Source organism: Bacillus sp. 1A, from assembly GCF_052682215.1.
Map to the genome: position 1 here is coordinate 4,751,120 of NZ_JBQYLZ010000001.1, position 17,930 is coordinate 4,769,049.

11 protein-coding genes and 1 pseudogene are annotated in these 17,930 nt (G+C 35.4%); 2 read left to right on the plus strand and 10 right to left on the minus strand.

What is annotated here, in order from left to right; translation table 11 throughout:
* Positions 1-342 precede the first annotated feature (342 nt).
* The 3 genes from ACUN0F_RS24295 to ACUN0F_RS24305 form a co-directional block, all read right to left on the minus strand.
* On the minus strand, positions 343-1,380 hold the full coding sequence (locus ACUN0F_RS24295; RefSeq protein WP_445540845.1) for a serine hydrolase domain-containing protein: 1,038 nt from the start codon (positions 1,378-1,380) through the stop codon (positions 343-345).
* A 646-nt stretch (positions 1,381-2,026) separates the two neighbouring features.
* Positions 2,027-3,817 (minus strand): hybrid sensor histidine kinase/response regulator transcription factor, encoded by a 1,791-nt coding sequence (locus tag ACUN0F_RS24300; protein ID WP_264461210.1) that lies wholly within the window; start codon positions 3,815-3,817, stop codon positions 2,027-2,029.
* 4 nt (positions 3,818-3,821) lie between these two features.
* Positions 3,822-4,412, minus strand: a complete 591-nt coding sequence (locus tag ACUN0F_RS24305; protein ID WP_264461331.1) for a sensor domain-containing protein — start codon at positions 4,410-4,412, stop codon at positions 3,822-3,824.
* Positions 4,413-5,398: 986 nt separating this feature from the next.
* Here ACUN0F_RS24305 and ACUN0F_RS24310 point away from each other — a divergent pair.
* A complete protein-coding gene (locus tag ACUN0F_RS24310) occupies positions 5,399-6,781 on the plus strand; it encodes an alpha/beta hydrolase family protein (protein WP_264461209.1) in 1,383 nt (460 codons plus the stop codon).
* Positions 6,782-7,238: 457 nt separating this feature from the next.
* Here the strand turns inward: ACUN0F_RS24310 and ACUN0F_RS24315 are convergent.
* From ACUN0F_RS24315 to ACUN0F_RS24325, 3 genes and pseudogenes are all read right to left on the minus strand, one after another.
* A pseudogene (locus ACUN0F_RS24315) lies at positions 7,239-7,570 on the minus strand (IS3-like element ISBt2 family transposase); the annotation flags it as partial.
* 112 nt (positions 7,571-7,682) lie between these two features.
* Positions 7,683-8,579, minus strand: coding sequence for an Rpn family recombination-promoting nuclease/putative transposase (locus ACUN0F_RS24320; protein WP_264461208.1), 897 nt, complete (start codon positions 8,577-8,579; stop codon positions 7,683-7,685).
* A 374-nt stretch (positions 8,580-8,953) separates the two neighbouring features.
* Positions 8,954-10,123, minus strand: coding sequence for a serine hydrolase domain-containing protein (locus ACUN0F_RS24325; protein WP_445540326.1), 1,170 nt, complete (start codon positions 10,121-10,123; stop codon positions 8,954-8,956).
* A gap of 575 nt (positions 10,124-10,698) precedes the next feature.
* Here ACUN0F_RS24325 and ACUN0F_RS24330 point away from each other — a divergent pair.
* Positions 10,699-12,735: a serine hydrolase gene (locus ACUN0F_RS24330; protein WP_445540327.1), complete on the plus strand. Its 2,037-nt coding sequence runs from the start codon at positions 10,699-10,701 to the stop codon at positions 12,733-12,735.
* 363 nt (positions 12,736-13,098) lie between these two features.
* Here ACUN0F_RS24330 and ACUN0F_RS24335 read toward each other — a convergent pair whose 3' ends face one another.
* The 4 genes from ACUN0F_RS24335 to nheA form a co-directional block, all read right to left on the minus strand.
* Complete coding sequence (locus tag ACUN0F_RS24335; RefSeq protein ID WP_000432983.1) at positions 13,099-13,725, minus strand: LysE family translocator; 627 nt, start codon at positions 13,723-13,725, stop codon at positions 13,099-13,101.
* A 233-nt stretch (positions 13,726-13,958) separates the two neighbouring features.
* Positions 13,959-15,038: a non-hemolytic enterotoxin NHE subunit C gene (gene nheC / locus ACUN0F_RS24340; protein WP_445540328.1), complete on the minus strand. Its 1,080-nt coding sequence runs from the start codon at positions 15,036-15,038 to the stop codon at positions 13,959-13,961.
* A 259-nt stretch (positions 15,039-15,297) separates the two neighbouring features.
* The gene (gene nheB, locus ACUN0F_RS24345; protein WP_000162961.1) at positions 15,298-16,506 is read right to left on the minus strand and encodes a non-hemolytic enterotoxin NHE subunit B; all 1,209 of its coding nucleotides are present in this window, start codon (positions 16,504-16,506) and stop codon (positions 15,298-15,300) included.
* A gap of 37 nt (positions 16,507-16,543) precedes the next feature.
* On the minus strand, positions 16,544-17,704 hold the full coding sequence (nheA, locus tag ACUN0F_RS24350; protein ID WP_046955052.1) for a non-hemolytic enterotoxin NHE subunit A: 1,161 nt from the start codon (positions 17,702-17,704) through the stop codon (positions 16,544-16,546).
* Positions 17,705-17,930 lie beyond the last annotated feature (226 nt).

The window sequence follows — 17,930 nt, forward strand, 5'->3', positions numbered from 1 at the left end:
CATGTAGGTAATACCGAAGGAAGTTCACGAAAGACCTAACCTTAGCTTGATGTAGCGGTACCACATCAAGCTAAGAAAAGCTATCCCCCAAAACGCAAATTTTGTATTTATTATATCCCTGCATTCTTATTAAATAAAAATGAGAATGCAGGGGTACTCGATTTGTAATATTACCGCAACAACCTTAGTTTTTATTCAGGATATTCAAAAAAATAATCCAATTCTAAGGTTATTTCCGTTTTTTTGATTGGATTTTGAGAAAGTTTAAGGTAAATTCTTTTAAACAATATAAAACAACGTGGGATAAACCAACTCCAAAGACTGTATTCTACGCTCTATTTTTTAATTTTCTAAAACAATTGCTGCTATTTCATTAGCATATTTTTTAGAGTCAAATTCAGCATAGTTACTTAGTACCGCAACAGACAAATATTCTTTTGGAAACCGCATGAAGTGTGAACGATAACCTGCCCAGCTTCCTGAATGTTCCAGGTATGGACAGTTAAAACCTTCTGCAACCCTCAGCCCAAAAGCATAATCTTCATTATCAATAATCGTCTCTCCAGTTGGAGAAATTTTCGGACCTATTTCGCTCATTCTTTTAACGAGGTCTTTTCCACCAACGGTACCTGTAGTTAAATTTTCTCCCCATCTTACCAAGTCTTCAACTGTTGTATGAACTGCCCCATCCCCTGTATGTTCCCAAGGACTTTCATAAATTTTATATGTTCCTTGCTCATTCTTCGAATAGCCCCTAGCAATTGATATAGTAGTTGGGTAGTAATCTACAATTATTGTGGTCCCCATATTTAAAGGATCAAAAATACACTCCTTTGTAAACTGACATAGAGACTTGCCACTTGCCTTCTCTATCACTTGTGATAATAAAAAATATCCTGTATTGCTATACTCAAATTTTGTTCCAACTGGGAACCTTGCAATTTGATGACTTTTAAGGTGTTCTAGCGATTCTTCCACAGTTAATGTATCAGTATATTTAATATTTGCTGCTTCAGCCAATTCCATATAATCAACTAGTCCACCAGTGTGATGAATTAGGTGTCTCAATGTTACAGGTTCAGCATATGCTCCTATAGAAGGGACAAACTTTACAATTGAATCATTTAAACTCAATCTCCCCTCTTGTTCTAAGAGTAATATAGAAAATGCTGTGAATTGTTTAGAAACTGAGGCAATATTAAAAACATTTTTGGTAGTTATGGGTAGATTTTTCTCTATAGAAGCTAGGCCAACTGCACCTTTATAAGTTACTCCGCTATCGAAACTAGCAATATATGCAAAGCCAGGAGCTTTTGATGAAAACTTTTTTAATAATTGTTTAATCGATGTATACGTCTTTTCATTATATGTATTATTCACCTCAATCACATATCCTTCCCTTTAGATGATTAGAAATATATTAACCTGTTATCTTTCTCATATTGAATCCAATTGGACTCTGTATCGGATTATGAACTCCAGCAACGGGATGACCACCTTCAGACTGATTGCGCAGACCTACTTGTATAATTCAGTTTTGGATTATCTTTTGCATCATTCCAATATAATTTAAATTTTAGAATTATATTACACATTTTACTTCAACTCAAAACGACATATTTTAATTTGACTACAATAAAGCACCCTCACACTAACTTCTTTGGTTTCTAAATTCTTGTCTTTATAAAGAGCTTGAATTTAGTGAGTGCTATTATCCCCGACTTTATGGAAGTAACTCTTTCAATTCCAAACCACTCATGCCAACGTAATAGATATTTTCGAAATGGGGTCTATAGCATCTAAATCACAGATGTTATTGACCAAAATATCTATTTTACTTTTTCGATATGAAAATCCGAATACCAATTTTAAACAACTAAATTATATTAGACTATATTCACAAAAAAGTAGGGGGTTGCCAACTCTTTATTTTTCATTGTAGTTTCAAGTGTAGTATTGGGTAGTGATGCCCTGTATTATCTGTAAGTTCCCCATTAACTTTAGCTAACTAGTTATAGTGAGAGTGTCAAGAAAGTAATCCTATATCTTTTGCCTTTTGTACGGCTTCTTCTCGATTTTTAACTCCTAGCTTCTCATAGAGATTGGAGGCATAATTTCTTACTGTACCGTTTGACAAGTAAAGCGTCGAAGCTATTGTTTTATAACGGCTGCCTTGTGATAATAGTTCCAAAATCTCTAGTTCTCGTTTCGTTAATCCATACTCTTTTCCATCTGATCGTGATTCAAATGATCCTGTTTCTTCATTTTCTTCCCACATTCTATGGAACAAGTCATGATTAATCATCGTACCTCCTCGATAGACTAGACGAATTGATTCAGCTAGTTCACGCGAATCTATGGATTTCAATACATATCCATCCGCACCATTTCGTATGATTTCTTTTGCCCTTTCTGTATTCTGAAAGGTTGACAGAATGAGTACACGAATGTCTGGCCATTTTTCCTTAATCATTTTAGTCGCATGAACCCCATCCAGATTTGGCATCTCTAAATCCATTAATACTACATCTGGTTTTAGTCTCTCACACAATTCCAAAGCCCGTTCTCCATCTTCAGCCATTCCCACTACTTGTAAATCCTCCTGTCCATCCAAAATTGTATGAAGACTTTCTCGGATAAAAGAATGATCATCAACAATACACAGGCGGATTTGTTCATTAGACAGTTGTACTTGTTTCGGTAAAACACATGAAATTAACGTCCCTTCCCCCTTTTCAGAATAAACAATAACTCTTCCTTGAGAATGACTCACACGCTCTTTCATTGCAGTTAATCCAAAGCCATCCTTCCACTCTTCTACCCCACAGCCATTATCCTGTACATCCAATCTTATCTGTTGTGGTTCAAAGTGGAGTGACACAATGATTTCTGTGGAATGCCCATGGCGAACAGCATTTGTTAGTGATTCCTGCAAGCTCCGATATAGTGTCATTTTTGATTGTTTTGAAGCCATATACTCTTCCCCTATTATTCGAGTACGTACATTTACTTTTGCATGTTTCTTAAATTCCTCTGTCAATTGTTGTAATGTGACAGCTAAGGGAAGCGATTCTTGTGATAAATCCAATTGATGTAAATACAGTCTTACTTCTTCCATACTGTTACGGGCCAATTGTAATAATGAATCGAGCTGTTGCTCTCCTTCTTTAGACTTTAATTCCATACGTAATGTTTCCATCCCCATAATAATTGAGGTATAGGAATGCCCCATCGTATCGTGTAAGTCTTTTGAGAGCCTGTCACGTTCCTCAAGTAATGTAATCCGCTCAACTTGGGATACGTATTGTTCCAATACATGTTTCTGGTTTCGAATAGTTTCACTTTGACGGTAATTAATAGCCAGTAAACGAAAGAAAGAGCCCATAGCAAAAGCTAAACTGAGTTGTAGGATGATTGCCCATACATCTGTTACTTTGGAAAATATCGCAATGAGCAATGGGAATAAAATAATTGTGGTAGGACCCGACCAACGGTAAGATTTATGAGCACTATTTGCCGCAATCATAAAAGTTGGCATTAAAAAAGTAAGATACGCTGACGGAAATAATAAAGTTAAATAGAAACACACTCCGCCAAATAATATTATTTCAGTAAACAAATAATAGCGATAACTAAACATTAAACAAATCCAAGGTACTGAAAATGAAACTATTTCCCAAAGAATAATGATCCAAAGTGGTACTGTCAAATAATCTTGTTGTTGGATAGTCATCCATATCAACGATAGCCAAATAATAAAACGTATACAAAGTAAGGCCCAATCATACCAGAACCATAGTTTCAAAGTCTTAAACAAATTATCACTCCTTTATAGCTTTAAACATGGAACGCGTGTACATTCCAATAATTTGAACTAAGCAGTTTCCAATAAAATGATGTATCACGATGAGAATGAAACCAACAATCATGACAAAAATTGCTGTCTCCCATGAATCCACAGCTATGCCCAATAAGTATATATTAAAATATCGAAAAAGTAAGGGTGTAACGATACATACTAGTGGCATTACATACAGTAAAATAGCACATATAAGACTCATTATTCCGACAAAAAATTTCTGCATGAGCCAAAAAATAGCCCTCCAGTTGCTATTATTGAGGATCGTATTTCTCGCTTTAATCCATTTATCTCCCTCCTTTTTTTTTCTTAGTTCGAATAAATCTATCGATATATCTGTATAAACCTTCGTCTGAATACGTTCATACTGAACAAACGTGTGAGTTGTTTGCAGCACCCACGCCAATAAGGGAATACCCAAAAAGATAATCGTCATTACTAATGCAAATGTAATGCTGACTAGATAGAAACAAAAGTAAAAAAAGCCGGATACAAAGGTAAATAACAAGAAATAAAAATCTTGCAAAGTTTTTTGAGCTGATGCTTTCGTCATCAAAATCTCTCCTCCTCACTCATTGCTAATGTGTTAAAAACTACTTTTTTAATTCTAAGTATTTTTCTGTCACATACGGTAGTGTCAAAATGTCATGGTTTGTATGACATAACTATCAATACAGCCGTATCCTACTCAATTTTTGTTGTTCTTTATAAACATGACAGAAGTTCACTATCGACTATGACTCGCCGCTTGTTACACTCTGTCCATACGCTAACAAGCCGCTAACTCGTTGTGCTAAAGATAAGATTGTGTTCCCGATCTTATCTTTTTTCTTTGCAGATTTTTTAATACAAAGAAGGAATCCTTAAAATAAGGATTCCTTAAAGAAACGAAGTGTCATAATCAATTCCTTGATTTCCGGCATCATACTTATAAATTCCTTGACCCCTCATTTTATCTACTAAATCATACGTAGTATTAGATTTTAAGAGATTCAATTTTTTTGTATTTCCAAATAAATCTTTCCCTACCCTTGTTGTTCCAGTAACATTTCTTAGGGCTCTTGCTGCATGTAAAAATATTATGCTCTAGAAGTTCGCCTCCCTAGTTCGATCAAATCATCATGGTTACCTAATTGTAGGGATAACAATGCTTGATTAACTTCTTGTTTTTTTCTTTTCATGTTTTTTCTCCTTTGTTGTTCCATTCTTCATTAGACAGAATCTTTATATTTTTCGAAAAGGGGTACCCCCATTTATCCATCAAGCTAAGATTTTAAGATATCGCCTACTTAAGGAATTTTTAAGTATCAAGTAAGAAAAACGAGAGCTTCGTTTCGTATAATCAAAATATAAAGTGAAGGAAAAGAGGTTGTTTCTGGGGTTAATATGCATGTGGAAAAAGGAGAAATCTACGGTTTTTTAGAGTAATAATATCAGTGTGTCCAAGTTTTGGAGATTACTTGCAAATATTTTGAAGTTTTTGCACCAGAACCCTAATTACCATACCTGTTTTTACCATCACATATTGGAGGCTAAAACATGAATAAAAAAAAGAAAATACAAAAATCAGCAATTACCTTTACCCTACTCTTTTCTTTAGGCGTTTCATCTTTCCCGCTTACAACAGCTATTCACGCACATACACGTGAGGAACAATCTGTAGAAAAGAAACGAATCTCTTTAACGGAGCGTACATTATTATTTTTTGAATATCTCCAGCAAGGTAAATATGCAGAGGCACTCCAGTTGACGTCTGCTGCTTTTCAATCCAAGTTTACAGCAAACACTTTACAAAACTGGTGGACACAAAGTGGCTGGAGCGGAATAAAAAGCATGGGAACCCCCGTGATAAAAGAACGAAACTTGGTCCATCAGACGGTGGAAATTTCAGGAACTACCCAAGGAACTACCATACCGTTACTCCTTAAATTCACACCTGGCGGGAAAGTAGATGAAGTTGGGGTAAGGACGCCTCCGGAATCTTATATTATCCCGCATCCTAGATATGATCAACCTGCTTCCTATCAAGAACGTGAAATCGTCATTGGAAATTCTACCTATCCGTTACCAGCCACATTAACAGTTCCGAAACATAAACCTGGTGAAAAGGTACCCGTAGTTGTTCTTGTTCATGGTGCTGGCATCCACGATCGCGATAGTACATATCTGGGAACAAAAATCTTACGAGACCTTGCGGTGGGCCTTTCATCCAACGGAATTGCAGTGTTGCGCTATGAAAAACGTACCTTAGAACATGCTTTAAAGATGAGTGCAGAACCTGTTACGTTAGACCGTGATACTACAGATGATGCCATATATGCAGCAAAATCAGCAGCGCAGCAGGAAGGCATTGACCCAAATAATATTTTCATTCTTGGACATAGTCTAGGAGCTGGCGCAATGCCGCGTATACTGAGCAAATCACCTTCCTCACTTGTTAGAGGAAGTATCTTACTCGCACCACCTGCACGCCCATTGACTGACATTGCCATTGATCAGAATCAATACCTAGGGGCGCCAAAGGAAGTAATCGATGAATTAAAAAGACAGGTCGCTTTTATCCAGGATCCTACTTTCAATCCTGACCATCCTCCAGCTGGCTACAATTTTGGGTCGCCTCATTTTATGTATGATGTTTCTAGGTGGCGTCCAGTTGAAGAGGCAAAATCACGAAAAGAGCCTTTACTCATTCTGCAAGGGGCACGCGATTATCAAGTAACAGTAAAAGATGAATATACAAAATGGAAAGAAGGACTTTCAAACCGCAGGAGTGTTCAGTTCAATGAATACCCAAAATTGAATCATTTCTTCACGGAGGGTGATGGGGAATTAAGTCTTCCTAGTGAATATGAAATCCCTGCTAATGTTCCCGAGTACGTCATCCAAGACATTATTAAATGGGTCAACGAGACAAAAAAATAAGATAACATCAAAAGCCTTCAGGCAATTATCATTGCGTGAAGGCTTTTTTGAAACTAGTGATTCAGGCATATCTATTATTTTCGATATCATTTTATATAATATTTGCCCCAAACCGAAAAATTAGAGTCTTTTATAGCAATGAAGTTCATTTTTATCATTTGGGGAGCAACCTGCTCTGTTAGCTTGATGGGCATGGGGTATAGACCGCAAAATGGAAAAAAACCACTCTAAGGATTTTCGAGCCATTTTAACGCTAATTTAAATTGTATTGTATTCGAAATTAGGTTATTGCGATAAATTGTGTTGCGTTAACACCCATTTGCATTAATCTTTTTTAGTCCTAATGCAACACAAATGATATTGTGTTGTATCAAAATGTTATTAACGGGACAAAACTCAAAGAATTTTATGTCGAAATTTGCTTAACGTGGTTTATTTCCAAAATGCTGGCGGTACCCCATAGAGTAATAACGGTATGTGGCTTCAGCTCCTTTCGATTTCCAGATACTTTCCCCATACAAGTAATTTTGTTTTTAATTGTTTATTTTCTAATCGTAGCTGTTCTAATCCACTAAGTTCGTTTGGCGCTTTTTCATAAGCATATTGTTTTCCTACAGGTTGTTGAAAACGATGCGTTTGATCTGTACGATACCATTTCATCCATGTCTTAATTTGGGAAACGTTTTTAATTCCGAGTGTCTCCATAATCGTACGATTCGAATAACCTTCCTTTTTCATTTCAATGACTTTCCACTTTATTTCTTCTGGGTAATGAACTCTTGTCTTCAAACGAAAAACACCTCCATTGAATTTGCATACTTAGTATGCGAATTCAGGAGATGTTTTTTCATGTACCACTATTCGGGTTCACTTCATATTTGTAGGTGTGATTTTTAATCATTTAAGCTTGTAAAATGTTTCGTATTTCTTCTATATCTAAACTTGTAAACTTTGCAATATCTTCTATTGGCATTCCGTTTTTGTGCATACCACGGATAAGCTGTATTTTCCCTTTTTCAATACCCTTTTCAATGCCCTTTTCAATCCCTTTTTGTTCTGCATAAGCAAACTTTGCGGCTTCATCCATCAAAGCTTTCTCCCTTGCTTCATACGCTTGTCGGAAAGAAGAATCTTGACTCATACGTTCCCATTTATTCATAGCTTTTTGTAAAATCGGATCTTGGTTCATCGCAATATCCTCCAATGTTTGGGTTAATTGTTCATCTTCATTCGCTGGAAGTAATAATAACCAACGAACAAACGAATCTTCCCAGGGATTTACTTGTTCATTCCGCCACTGTTGCATGAGTTTTGGAATCTCCACAATATGAACTTCAATATCATCACTTAACTTCTTTTGTTGTTGTTGATTCCATAGGATTCCTGTTGTATGGAATGCTTCATATTCTGGAAACATAACGAAATTTAATAAATTAATTGTAATTGTTTTATGAAGAGAACTATATGGCATTCCCTTTTGTAACTGGGATGTATATAGCCTTCCCCAGTAATATAAACTTCTTTTAATCATGTCATGATTATTATTCAACTGTATCTCTATATTCACCTTTGTTCCTGTATCTAATGTAGCGGAAATATCTAAAATCGATAATTTATCCTCTTCATGTTCTCGGTGCAAGTGTGGATCTTCTAATTGTAACGAAACAATGAGTGATTCTAAAGAATCTTGTAACATAGCATTTAAAAAAGCAATGAGAATATCCTCATTTCCACTTGTACCAAATAATTGTTTAAAAGCAAAATCAATGCGTAAATTCACTAACTGTTGGTTAGACATGGGTTTTCCTCTCCCCACCTCATACGATGTTTTTCCTTTATTGTACATAATAGAGTGGTAACCATGCAAATAAGTTCTTATCACAACAGATATAAGAACTTACACCAATATTTATAATATATCACTGATTCTCATGAGTTTAACATTTTGTATGTTTTGTAAAACACATTTTTCCTTTATAATCTTTAAACATGTTCGAAAAGGTGTACCTTTTTAAACGATGGGTTCATATCCATGGGGTACCGCCACATGCCCATCAACTTAAGAACTTGCTTTACCCCAAAACTTTTTTAGAGTAAGTTGTTTTTTTAACCAGAAAGGTATATTTTCAACTATAAAAACTATGACAAAATTTATCCGATTTTCCTTTTTACCTACCTGCTAAATTCAGCAAGTAAAATATTTTTATAAAGATCAAAACTGTTAGCGCTACGCATACTGTTCAAACTGACGGCCAACGTATGCTTACCACCAAGTGTACCTCCAGCAAAAGTACTGAATCCCGGAAAGTCACCTGAGTGTCCCCATACCTGGACACCGCTTGGAAGCTTAGTTTCATAGATTCCAAGACCGTATCTCCCGATTTCAGCTCTTCCTGTAGGAACTGTAGTAAGCATTTGTTTTAGCTGCCGTTCTTTTATTAATTTGCCACTGAGCACGTAAGAAAAGAATTTGTTTAAATCGTCAGCAGTAGAAATCATTTCTCCAGCCGAGCTACCTATACTTGGATTAAAATAAGTAACATCTTTTAGCTCACTTGCTCCATCATATCCTTCATATCCACGGGCATGTTTGCTGCCTGGAATGACGCTTGAATTGCCAGGTAGGAATGTATTCGACAATTCAAGTGGTTCAATAATCCTATTTTCAATCTCTTCCGCATAACTGTTTCCAGTTACTTTTTCAATAAGGATGCCTAGTAATACGTATCCTGTATTTGAATAAGACCAATCCTTTCCTGGGGCAAAGTCTGGCGGCATCGAAAGTCCAATCTTCACTAGCTCTTCAGCGGTATACAGTCTTTTGGAATGCGTAAAATCAGCTTCTTTTGCTCTTGAGTATTCAGCGATACCACTTGTATGATTCAACATCTGACGGATAGTAATCTGTTTAGCATCATATCCATTTCCTTGAATGATACCAGGTAACCATTTTTCAATGGAGTCGTCTAGATTCAGGCGTTTCTCTCCAGCTAATTGAAGTAAAACCGTCGCGATGAACGTCTTCGTCACACTACCAATGCGAAAGCGAAAATCTGTTTTCATTGGTTTCTTGGTGCTAAGATCCGCTACCCCAGCGGCATAACCCCACGTTTTTCCACCCTCAGAAGTTTTAGCAAGTATCCCCGGAAATCCAAGTTGCAATGTATCCTGTATTGCTTGCTTGACGGCAGTACGATCTCGTTGGGTACTTGTTTTTAACGAACTAGATACACTTTGAGTAGGCTCCGCTTTTACAATTAAGTTCGGCGTTGTGTATAACAGGGAACTTCCAGCTATTAAAAGGGCAAGACTTGCAAATGTAATTTGGCTGCGTGTTTTCATAAGGTATTCCTCTTCTCTATTTATATTGTATAGTTAGTTGCTTGCTGTTTCGTATTAACCACAAAGCTATTATCTCCAGCAATGACAAAAGGTCAAAATTGAATTCGTAATCATATTCACAATTATTATTTTTACAAACGCCATTCTGTCCTGAGTAAATTCTTCTTTTTCCATATGTATGTTAACCCTAGAAATTACTTCTTTTCCTTGAAACACTCTTGTTACTGGTTTGTTTTTCATAAATAGGTCATACCTGTTTCCCCTTTCACGCCTCTTTATATTTTTGTCATACACAATAAAAATCTTCCCTCCTCATTTATTGTTAATACTTTAAAAACTGCTCTTTGATTCTAAGTTTTTTTCTGTCACATGCGGTAGTGTCAAAATGTCATGGTTTCAAAGACATAGCTATTAATACAGCCGTATCCCCCTCAATTTTTATTGTTCTTTATAAATATGACAAAAGTTCACTATCGACTATGACTCGCCGCTTGCTACACTCTGTTCATAAGCTAGTGAGTCGCTAACTCGTTGAGCTAACAAAAAATCTCAATTAAATAAAGGAGCGTTCAAAAATGAAACAAGCAATTAACAAACTGGGGATCGTTGCAATTCTTCTTTCTTCTTCAACCATGATTTCTGCATGTTCCCAACAATCATTAGAAGGAGAAACATCAAAACCATCGGTATCCACAACTAATATTGAAATGACGAAAGGACCCAATAATAAAAAAGAAATAGAATCTTTTGCTGATCCATTATTTGAGGAAAAAATGAAAAAGTATAATGTGAATGGTTCTAGTTTTGTCGTCGTTCATGATGGAAAGGTTGTTGTTAATAAAGGGTATGGATATGCTGATAAAGAAAAGAAAATTCCCGTTACTAAGGACACGGTCTTTCAAATTGCTTCAGTCTCAAAAACTTTTACTGCCTTGGCTGTGATGCAACAAGTCGATAAAGGAAATATTAAACTAGATCAAGACGTACAAAAATATCTTGGTGGATTACAAATACCTAATCAAACAGGGAAAACTCTAACACTGTTTGATATGCTCACTTATACCAGCGGATTTGATTTTCCCGACCTTACAAATATAACTGGACCTGAATATACCGATGACGAAAACAGCATACCAATGAAGGAATTTTTCTCTAAACACATGCCAACGGTGGTACGGCCGCCAGGGGAAGTTTATACGTATGATAACGTCTCATTTGCGCTTGCAGGGTTTGCAGTAGAGAATGTTACTAACAGCCCTTCCTCCAAATATATGGAAAAGAATATTTTCAAACCATTAGATATGAAATCTACAAGTATGAGCTTCACACCTGAACTTATAGAAAGAATGGCTACACATTATGGTCCCACTGGCGAACCGATCCCAACAAGTGGGAGCGGTTTAAGGGATACACCACAAGGAAGCATTTTATCTACCGCAGAAGACATGTCAAAATACATGATTATGCAACTACAGAAAGGAAAGTTTAAAGACAAAGAAATTGTAAGCAAAAAAAGCATAGATATGATGCATGCCTATCAAGTTTTTGATGATAAGACCAACCCTGTTGCGACAATTGGGTTTGAGACACCTTTTAATAAATTTGCTAACGGTCAACACGTTGTAATGAAAGGGGGAAGTATGCCTGGACATCAATCACTGATGATTTTAGTGCCCGAACAAAAAACAGCATTCTTCATGTCTTATAATAATGATTCAATGATGAGTATAGACGTATATGAAGCTCTCATGGATCACTATTTCCCAGCTAAGAAGAATGAAGTAAAAACAAGTTATCTCCCGTTAGAGGAGAAAGAAGCTCATAAATACTTGGGCTTATTCCAAAATACGCGTTTCGCTACGATTCGCACTCATTTTACTTATGAAAATGGGAATTTAGTCATGGAGGGTGGAATAACTGGAAAACAAGTTCTCAAAAGGATTCATCCGTTGTTATTTGAAGATTCGGAAGGTAACAAAGTTGCTTTCAAAAAGAATTCAGCTGGAGAAATCACATATTTTCACTACAATTCTCCTAAAAGCCTTGATTTTGTAGCAGATGCTCAGAAAATTAACAACAAACCACCTTTTGATGACGTTCCACAAAAGAGTAACTATAAAAGTCACATTGATAACCTTCATGCTCTAAATATTATGGGTGCTAAAACAGGTAATCTATTCAACCCGATGGAAACCATGACACAAGGAGAGTTTGCGGATACGTTGTTACTTGCTCATGGATGGAACGGTTTTCCAGATGAATCAAAAGAGGCAAGGAAAAAAATTATGAATGGAATTCCAGAGTATAATCGTGCTACTTCGATTACCCGCCAGGTCGCAGCAACCATGATTCAAAACGTTAAGCAAATTCAAAACTTGAAACCGATTCAACCTGACAAAGCTATTGAAGTTAAATTACTGGATGCCGCAGATGACTGGGCAGTCCAATCTATTCAGGCACTTGCCTCCCAAGGAATTCTAGACCCTGATACTCCCATCAATGCTGACGGATCCTTTATTTTCCGTCCGAAGGATTTGTTACTGCGTCAAGAAGCAAGTGCTTTGCTGGATTTAGCTTTTAATTATTATGCAACACCTATCAAACGACAGTAATTATTCATCCTAAATTGAATCATAAAAAAATTTGGATGATGGTATCTCATCAGCATCAAGCTAAAATATAACAAGAAATTCAACTTTATAAGATTTTTATGGAAACGGAAACGATTCGAAGTATAACCTGATACATTTTAAGTTTTTGCATTTAAAGAAGGAACCTATTATGAAATATGATAGGTTCCGATTTTGTTATATAAATAATTTTAACTTTGATATAAGAGGTTAATAATGCCAATTATCCGAGAAAAAGATCAACTTCCCTACCTTAAAATCATTATAAAATTGTGAAATGGTAGCTTTAGAATAAATGAAAAGAGAAATAACCATCATTATTTATTTCTCTTTTCATTTACATATTTATTTTTGGAAAAACAATCTAACTCCAAATACTAATAATACCGCGCCTGTAATACCCTCTATTGTACGGTTCACTCTTTCTTTTCTTAAAAAAGTTCTTAATTGACGTATTAGCGTGATATAAAGCAAATACCATATTGCTGTCAAAGTCGTAAATGTGAGTCCTAACAAAAGAAATTGGAAGAAATGACTTTGGTTGCTCACAATAAATTGGGGTAAAAAACTTAGGAAAAATACAGCAGTTTTTGGGTTTAAAATTGCCGTAGTAAATCCTTGTCTAAAGCTTTTAATTGCCCCAATATCCTTAGAGTCCATTTCTACTGAACCTGACATATCTTCTTTTTTATGTAAGGCACTTTTAATTGACTTTACAGCTAAGTAAATTAAATAAAAAGCCCCAGCATATTTTATAAATGTAAATAACATAGCAAATTTCATTAGGATGGCAGAGAGTCCTAGCGTAGCCATTATTGTATGAATCATCATTCCAGATATCGTTCCTAAAACAGTCTTTATCCCACCATTTTTACCATGCGAGATAGTGTTTTTTGTAACTAGTGCAAAACCAGGACCAGGCATTATTATGATTAGCATTGCTGTAAGGATAAATAATAAATAGTTTTCCATGTTCTAGTATTTCCTTTCCAATTTTTAGTTTTGCTTATAGTATAGCTTTTTTCATTAAAACATTACATATAAAAGGCTTGATCAGAAGTTTATTTTGGATATTAGTATCAATTTGGCTAAACATTATCCCAAAGCCACATTGATAAAACACATGGCAAACCTATATATCAAATTACAAGTCCACCTCTCACAAAAAACAGGATAAAAAATAAACAGCAGAACTAGTCCACTGTTTACTTCGCCACGCCTTCATGTAATTTTTCTGTATAATCTTTTACATCTTTCCAGCTATCTTTCGCTGTATGTAAATCTTCTTTTATAAACGTAAATTCTTCAGGGCTGATTCCTTTTACGTTTTGCAGTAAATTATTATATTTTGCCCCTACTGTATACCATTGATTTGATATATTTTGCAATGCTGTAATTGCTGCATCAATTGTTTCAGTCATATTTGTTGTTTTATTTTTTACATCTGTCAATATTGCCACTTCTGCTTGTGCGCCAGAAATTCTATCTTTTAAATTGGAGATTTCTCTTTCTGCATTTGCGATATCTTTTTTCGCAATCGCAATCATCGGTCCGCCAGCAAGACATGTAATTAGTGCTACGCAAAGTACGCCACCAGCAATGACCATATCATTACTCTTTTTGATTGAATCGTTATATGTATTTATTTGTTGCTCTAGAGCTGGGATACCGGCATTCGTACTTGCTAAAATCGCTGTTAATTGATTTGTATCCTCTTTAAAACTATTTGTGTCTTTCGCCATTCTATCGCGAAAAGCTTTCAAATTCCCTAACAATACATCTACCTCATTTTGATTCTTTACAATATCCGCATACAACTTTTCTAAATCCGCTTTTAATTTTCCGCTATCCTTTTGATCAATCGCTATTAGCATGCTATTATAATACGCTTGAAAAGTATTATTGTAATTAATAATATTTTGATCTGTTTTCATAATTTGAGGCTTCATATAATTTAACCAATACGCCGCGTTAATTTTTGCATCTCTTTGGTGCTGAATCATATTTCCTTTAAACTCACTATTAATGGAACTTATTTTACTCAAATCAGTCTCTTGCTGATTTTGAATTAATTTTGCATATGAATCCATTGCAAATATGCTCGATGTCGTTTGCGCCATAACATCTTGGAATCCAGCTGGCCCAAGAGAATAGTTTTTCGCATTTTCTTGTAGCACCTTTGCATTTGGTTCTGCTGCAAAAGGATGTAAAGGGAATGCGTTACTCGTTGCCATCCCAGCAATCATTAACGTTAAAAGACATTTTTTATAAAATCGTTTCTGCATACTTTTCACCTATTTTCTTTATAAGGGTATAAAGTGAAACTTTAATCAGTGGGGGTTTTCTTCGTCCCCCACTGATTATTAGTTGAACCAATCGGACTTTTAGGGGCAGTTGATCCCCCACCTAAATTCTTTGCTTTCGCTGAATTTTGAGGTGGGGGTCTTACTGCCCATTAAAGTGGGATAAAAAGCTCCTGCCCACAACTGAACAGGAGCTTCAAATCTTTCATCAATACGTAACGCTCTAACGATTCGTATTTGATTAAGCTTTTTTCGTATCTACTACTTTAATATCTTCAGCATAAATCTTTTCTGCATAGTCTTTAATGTTTTTCCAGCTATCTTTCGCAATGTTTAAATCTTCTTTAATGAAAACAAGGTCATTCGGACTAATTGAATCTACATTTTGAAGTAAAGAATTGTATTTTGATCCCATTGTGTACCATTGGTTTGAAATGTTTTGTAACGCTGTAATTGCAGTATCAATTGTATTTGTTAAATACTCCGTTTGTGTTTTAATGTTCGTTAACCCAGCTACTTCTAATTGAGCAGTTGTAACTTGTCCTGTTATTTTCTGAATTTCAGCTTGTGCATTATCAAGCTCTTTCTTCGCTAATACGATACCAGCTGTACCACCGCCTACAGCTGCTGCACCACCTGCAATTAATGCGACTCCTAACGGCGTTCCTGCACCTGTAGCGATAACTACTGCACCACCGATAATTGCAATTGGTCCTAAAGCTGTCGCAACAGATGAACCGATAATAATTGCATTATATTTACTAATTGCTTCATTGTACGTTGTAATTTGATTTTGCAGAAGTGGAATTCCAGCATCTTGACTAGCTAAGATAGATGTAATTTGATTCGCATCTCCCTTGAAGTTTTGCGTATCCGATGTCATTTTATTTCGGAATTTTTTTAAGTCTTCTACTAACTGATCTACTTGCGCTTTATTTTCATTAATACTACTTGATAATCTAGTTAACCCTTTCGTAAGAGTCGCTTTATCCTTCGCATCCACCGCAGCAACTAACGTATCATAGTAGTTTTGGAATTTCGTATTGTAGTTAATGATATTTTGATTCGTTGAAATAAGCTGCGGTTTTAATACATCTAACCATTGCTTCGCATTTCCTCTAGCAGTATCCTGGTGCTGAATTACTTTCCCTTTTAAAGCCGCATCAACAGACGATACATTACCAAAGTTAACATTACCTTGTTTAATAATTGTTAAAGCGTACAGATCCATTACTAAAGCGTTTGAACCTGTTCTTTCCATTGCATCTTTTAGGCCTTCTGGTCCTAATGAGTATTCTTCATAGTCATTATAAGCTTTTGCTACCGCATGAATTGGAGCTTGTTTCACTGTACTTTCAGCTGCATACGTATGAGCTGGCATAATGTTTCCTGCTGCAAATACTGCCATAAGTGCTGATAGAGCCATTACTTTATAAGGTTTTTTTGTCATTTTTCTTCTCTCCCTATATCGCTAATTATTTTTCTGCTTAATGTACTTCAACGTTTGTAACGTAATCTTCAAATTGATTCGTTTGTTTATTCATTTCATCACTTACTTTTTTAATTTGATTGAAATGTTTTTGCAGTAAACTACTATCTGTATATGTGCCTTCTTCAACATTCTTTTGAATTTGGATCATATTATTGTTTAAAACTTTCCAATCCGTTAATAACGTTTCTAAAGTTGTAATTTGACGATCGATTAGTTCTGTAAAGCTACTTACTTGATCTTCAACGAATGTAATTTGTGTCGCCTCTGCTTCAGTTTGTGATAACTTTTGAATAAGTGGTAATAACTCTTTTTGCTTTTGCTGAATGCGAAGAGCTGCTTCCCTCGTTTGACTATCAGCAGCATTTACAATTTCATTACTTAAAGTACCGATAGAAACAAAATCAATTGTTTTCGTTTGCGCAGTTTGATTTGTAATTGTAAATACTTGTTTACCGATATTAATAGAACCTTTAATAATTTCTTGAGGTCTATTCAAAATAGTCGTTAATTCCGCTTGAATTTCCCCTTGAATTCTTTTAATATCTTCTCTTAATTTCACAATATCTCCACTTGATCCTTGCAGTGTTTTTATTGCTTCATCAGCTTTAATTGATAAGTTGCTACTATCTTTGTCTAATACCGTTTTAAATCGATTTAACTCTAATAAATCTTGCTCCATACTCTCTTGGATACTTTGTACTTGCAATTGTAATTTTCCATATGCATTTGTAAAATCTGCTTTTGCTTGTTCATCTTCATTTACGTTTCCTGCTAGTTCATAGAGCTTACTATAATAACTATTAAATCTAGTACTATATCTCATCATCTCTTGATTTAAGTCGATTAGCTTCGGATTATATTCATCGATCCACTCTCTTACATTTGCCTTTGCAAACTTTTGATGATTCGTCAAACTACTCATCGCATTCACCTTAATGTCTGGCTGCTGTAAAATAACTAATCCGTATGCTTGTATAAGTGGTGACTGTGACCCTAACATTCTAATTGAATTGGATAATGTATTTGGAGCAATTACATTTTGTGCATATACTGTTTTCACTTCTGTTTTCCCCTCTTTAGCGTAAGCGCTTACAGGAACAAAACAACTCGTAGATACTGCTGTAACCAATAACCCTGTAATTAAAGTCTTTTTCACTTTAACTCCTCCTATGTATTAGCAACTATTACTATCGCATTTTATTATTCTGTTTTCTTGCATATAGTTTGAGATGGTTAAAATAGAGAACGTTCTCATCATGACTCACGTATGAACCATCTCTCCCAACTTTTATTGCTACAGTACTTACTTATTGTTATAAAACATTTCATAACTTTTCATATGTGGTTAATATGAATAAGGTTGTATAATTTTTCTATCTCAA

Bases quoted from the DNA above. Each gene is read 5' to 3' on its own strand.
- ACUN0F_RS24330 (WP_445540327.1), top strand. From the start codon at position 10,699: ATGAAACAAGCAATTAACAAACTGGGGATCGTTGCAATTCTTCTTTCT.
- ACUN0F_RS24310 (WP_264461209.1), top strand. From the start codon at position 5,399: ATGAATAAAAAAAAGAAAATACAAAAATCAGCAATTACCTTTACCCTA.
- ACUN0F_RS24335 (WP_000432983.1), bottom strand. From the start codon at position 13,725: ATGGAAAACTATTTATTATTTATCCTTACAGCAATGCTAATCATAATA.
- ACUN0F_RS24320 (WP_264461208.1), bottom strand. From the start codon at position 8,579: ATGTCTAACCAACAGTTAGTGAATTTACGCATTGATTTTGCTTTTAAA.
- nheB (WP_000162961.1), bottom strand. From the start codon at position 16,506: ATGACAAAAAAACCTTATAAAGTAATGGCTCTATCAGCACTTATGGCA.
- ACUN0F_RS24325 (WP_445540326.1), bottom strand. From the start codon at position 10,123: ATGAAAACACGCAGCCAAATTACATTTGCAAGTCTTGCCCTTTTAATA.
- ACUN0F_RS24305 (WP_264461331.1), bottom strand. From the start codon at position 4,412: ATGACGAAAGCATCAGCTCAAAAAACTTTGCAAGATTTTTATTTCTTG.
- nheC (WP_445540328.1), bottom strand. From the start codon at position 15,038: ATGCAGAAACGATTTTATAAAAAATGTCTTTTAACGTTAATGATTGCT.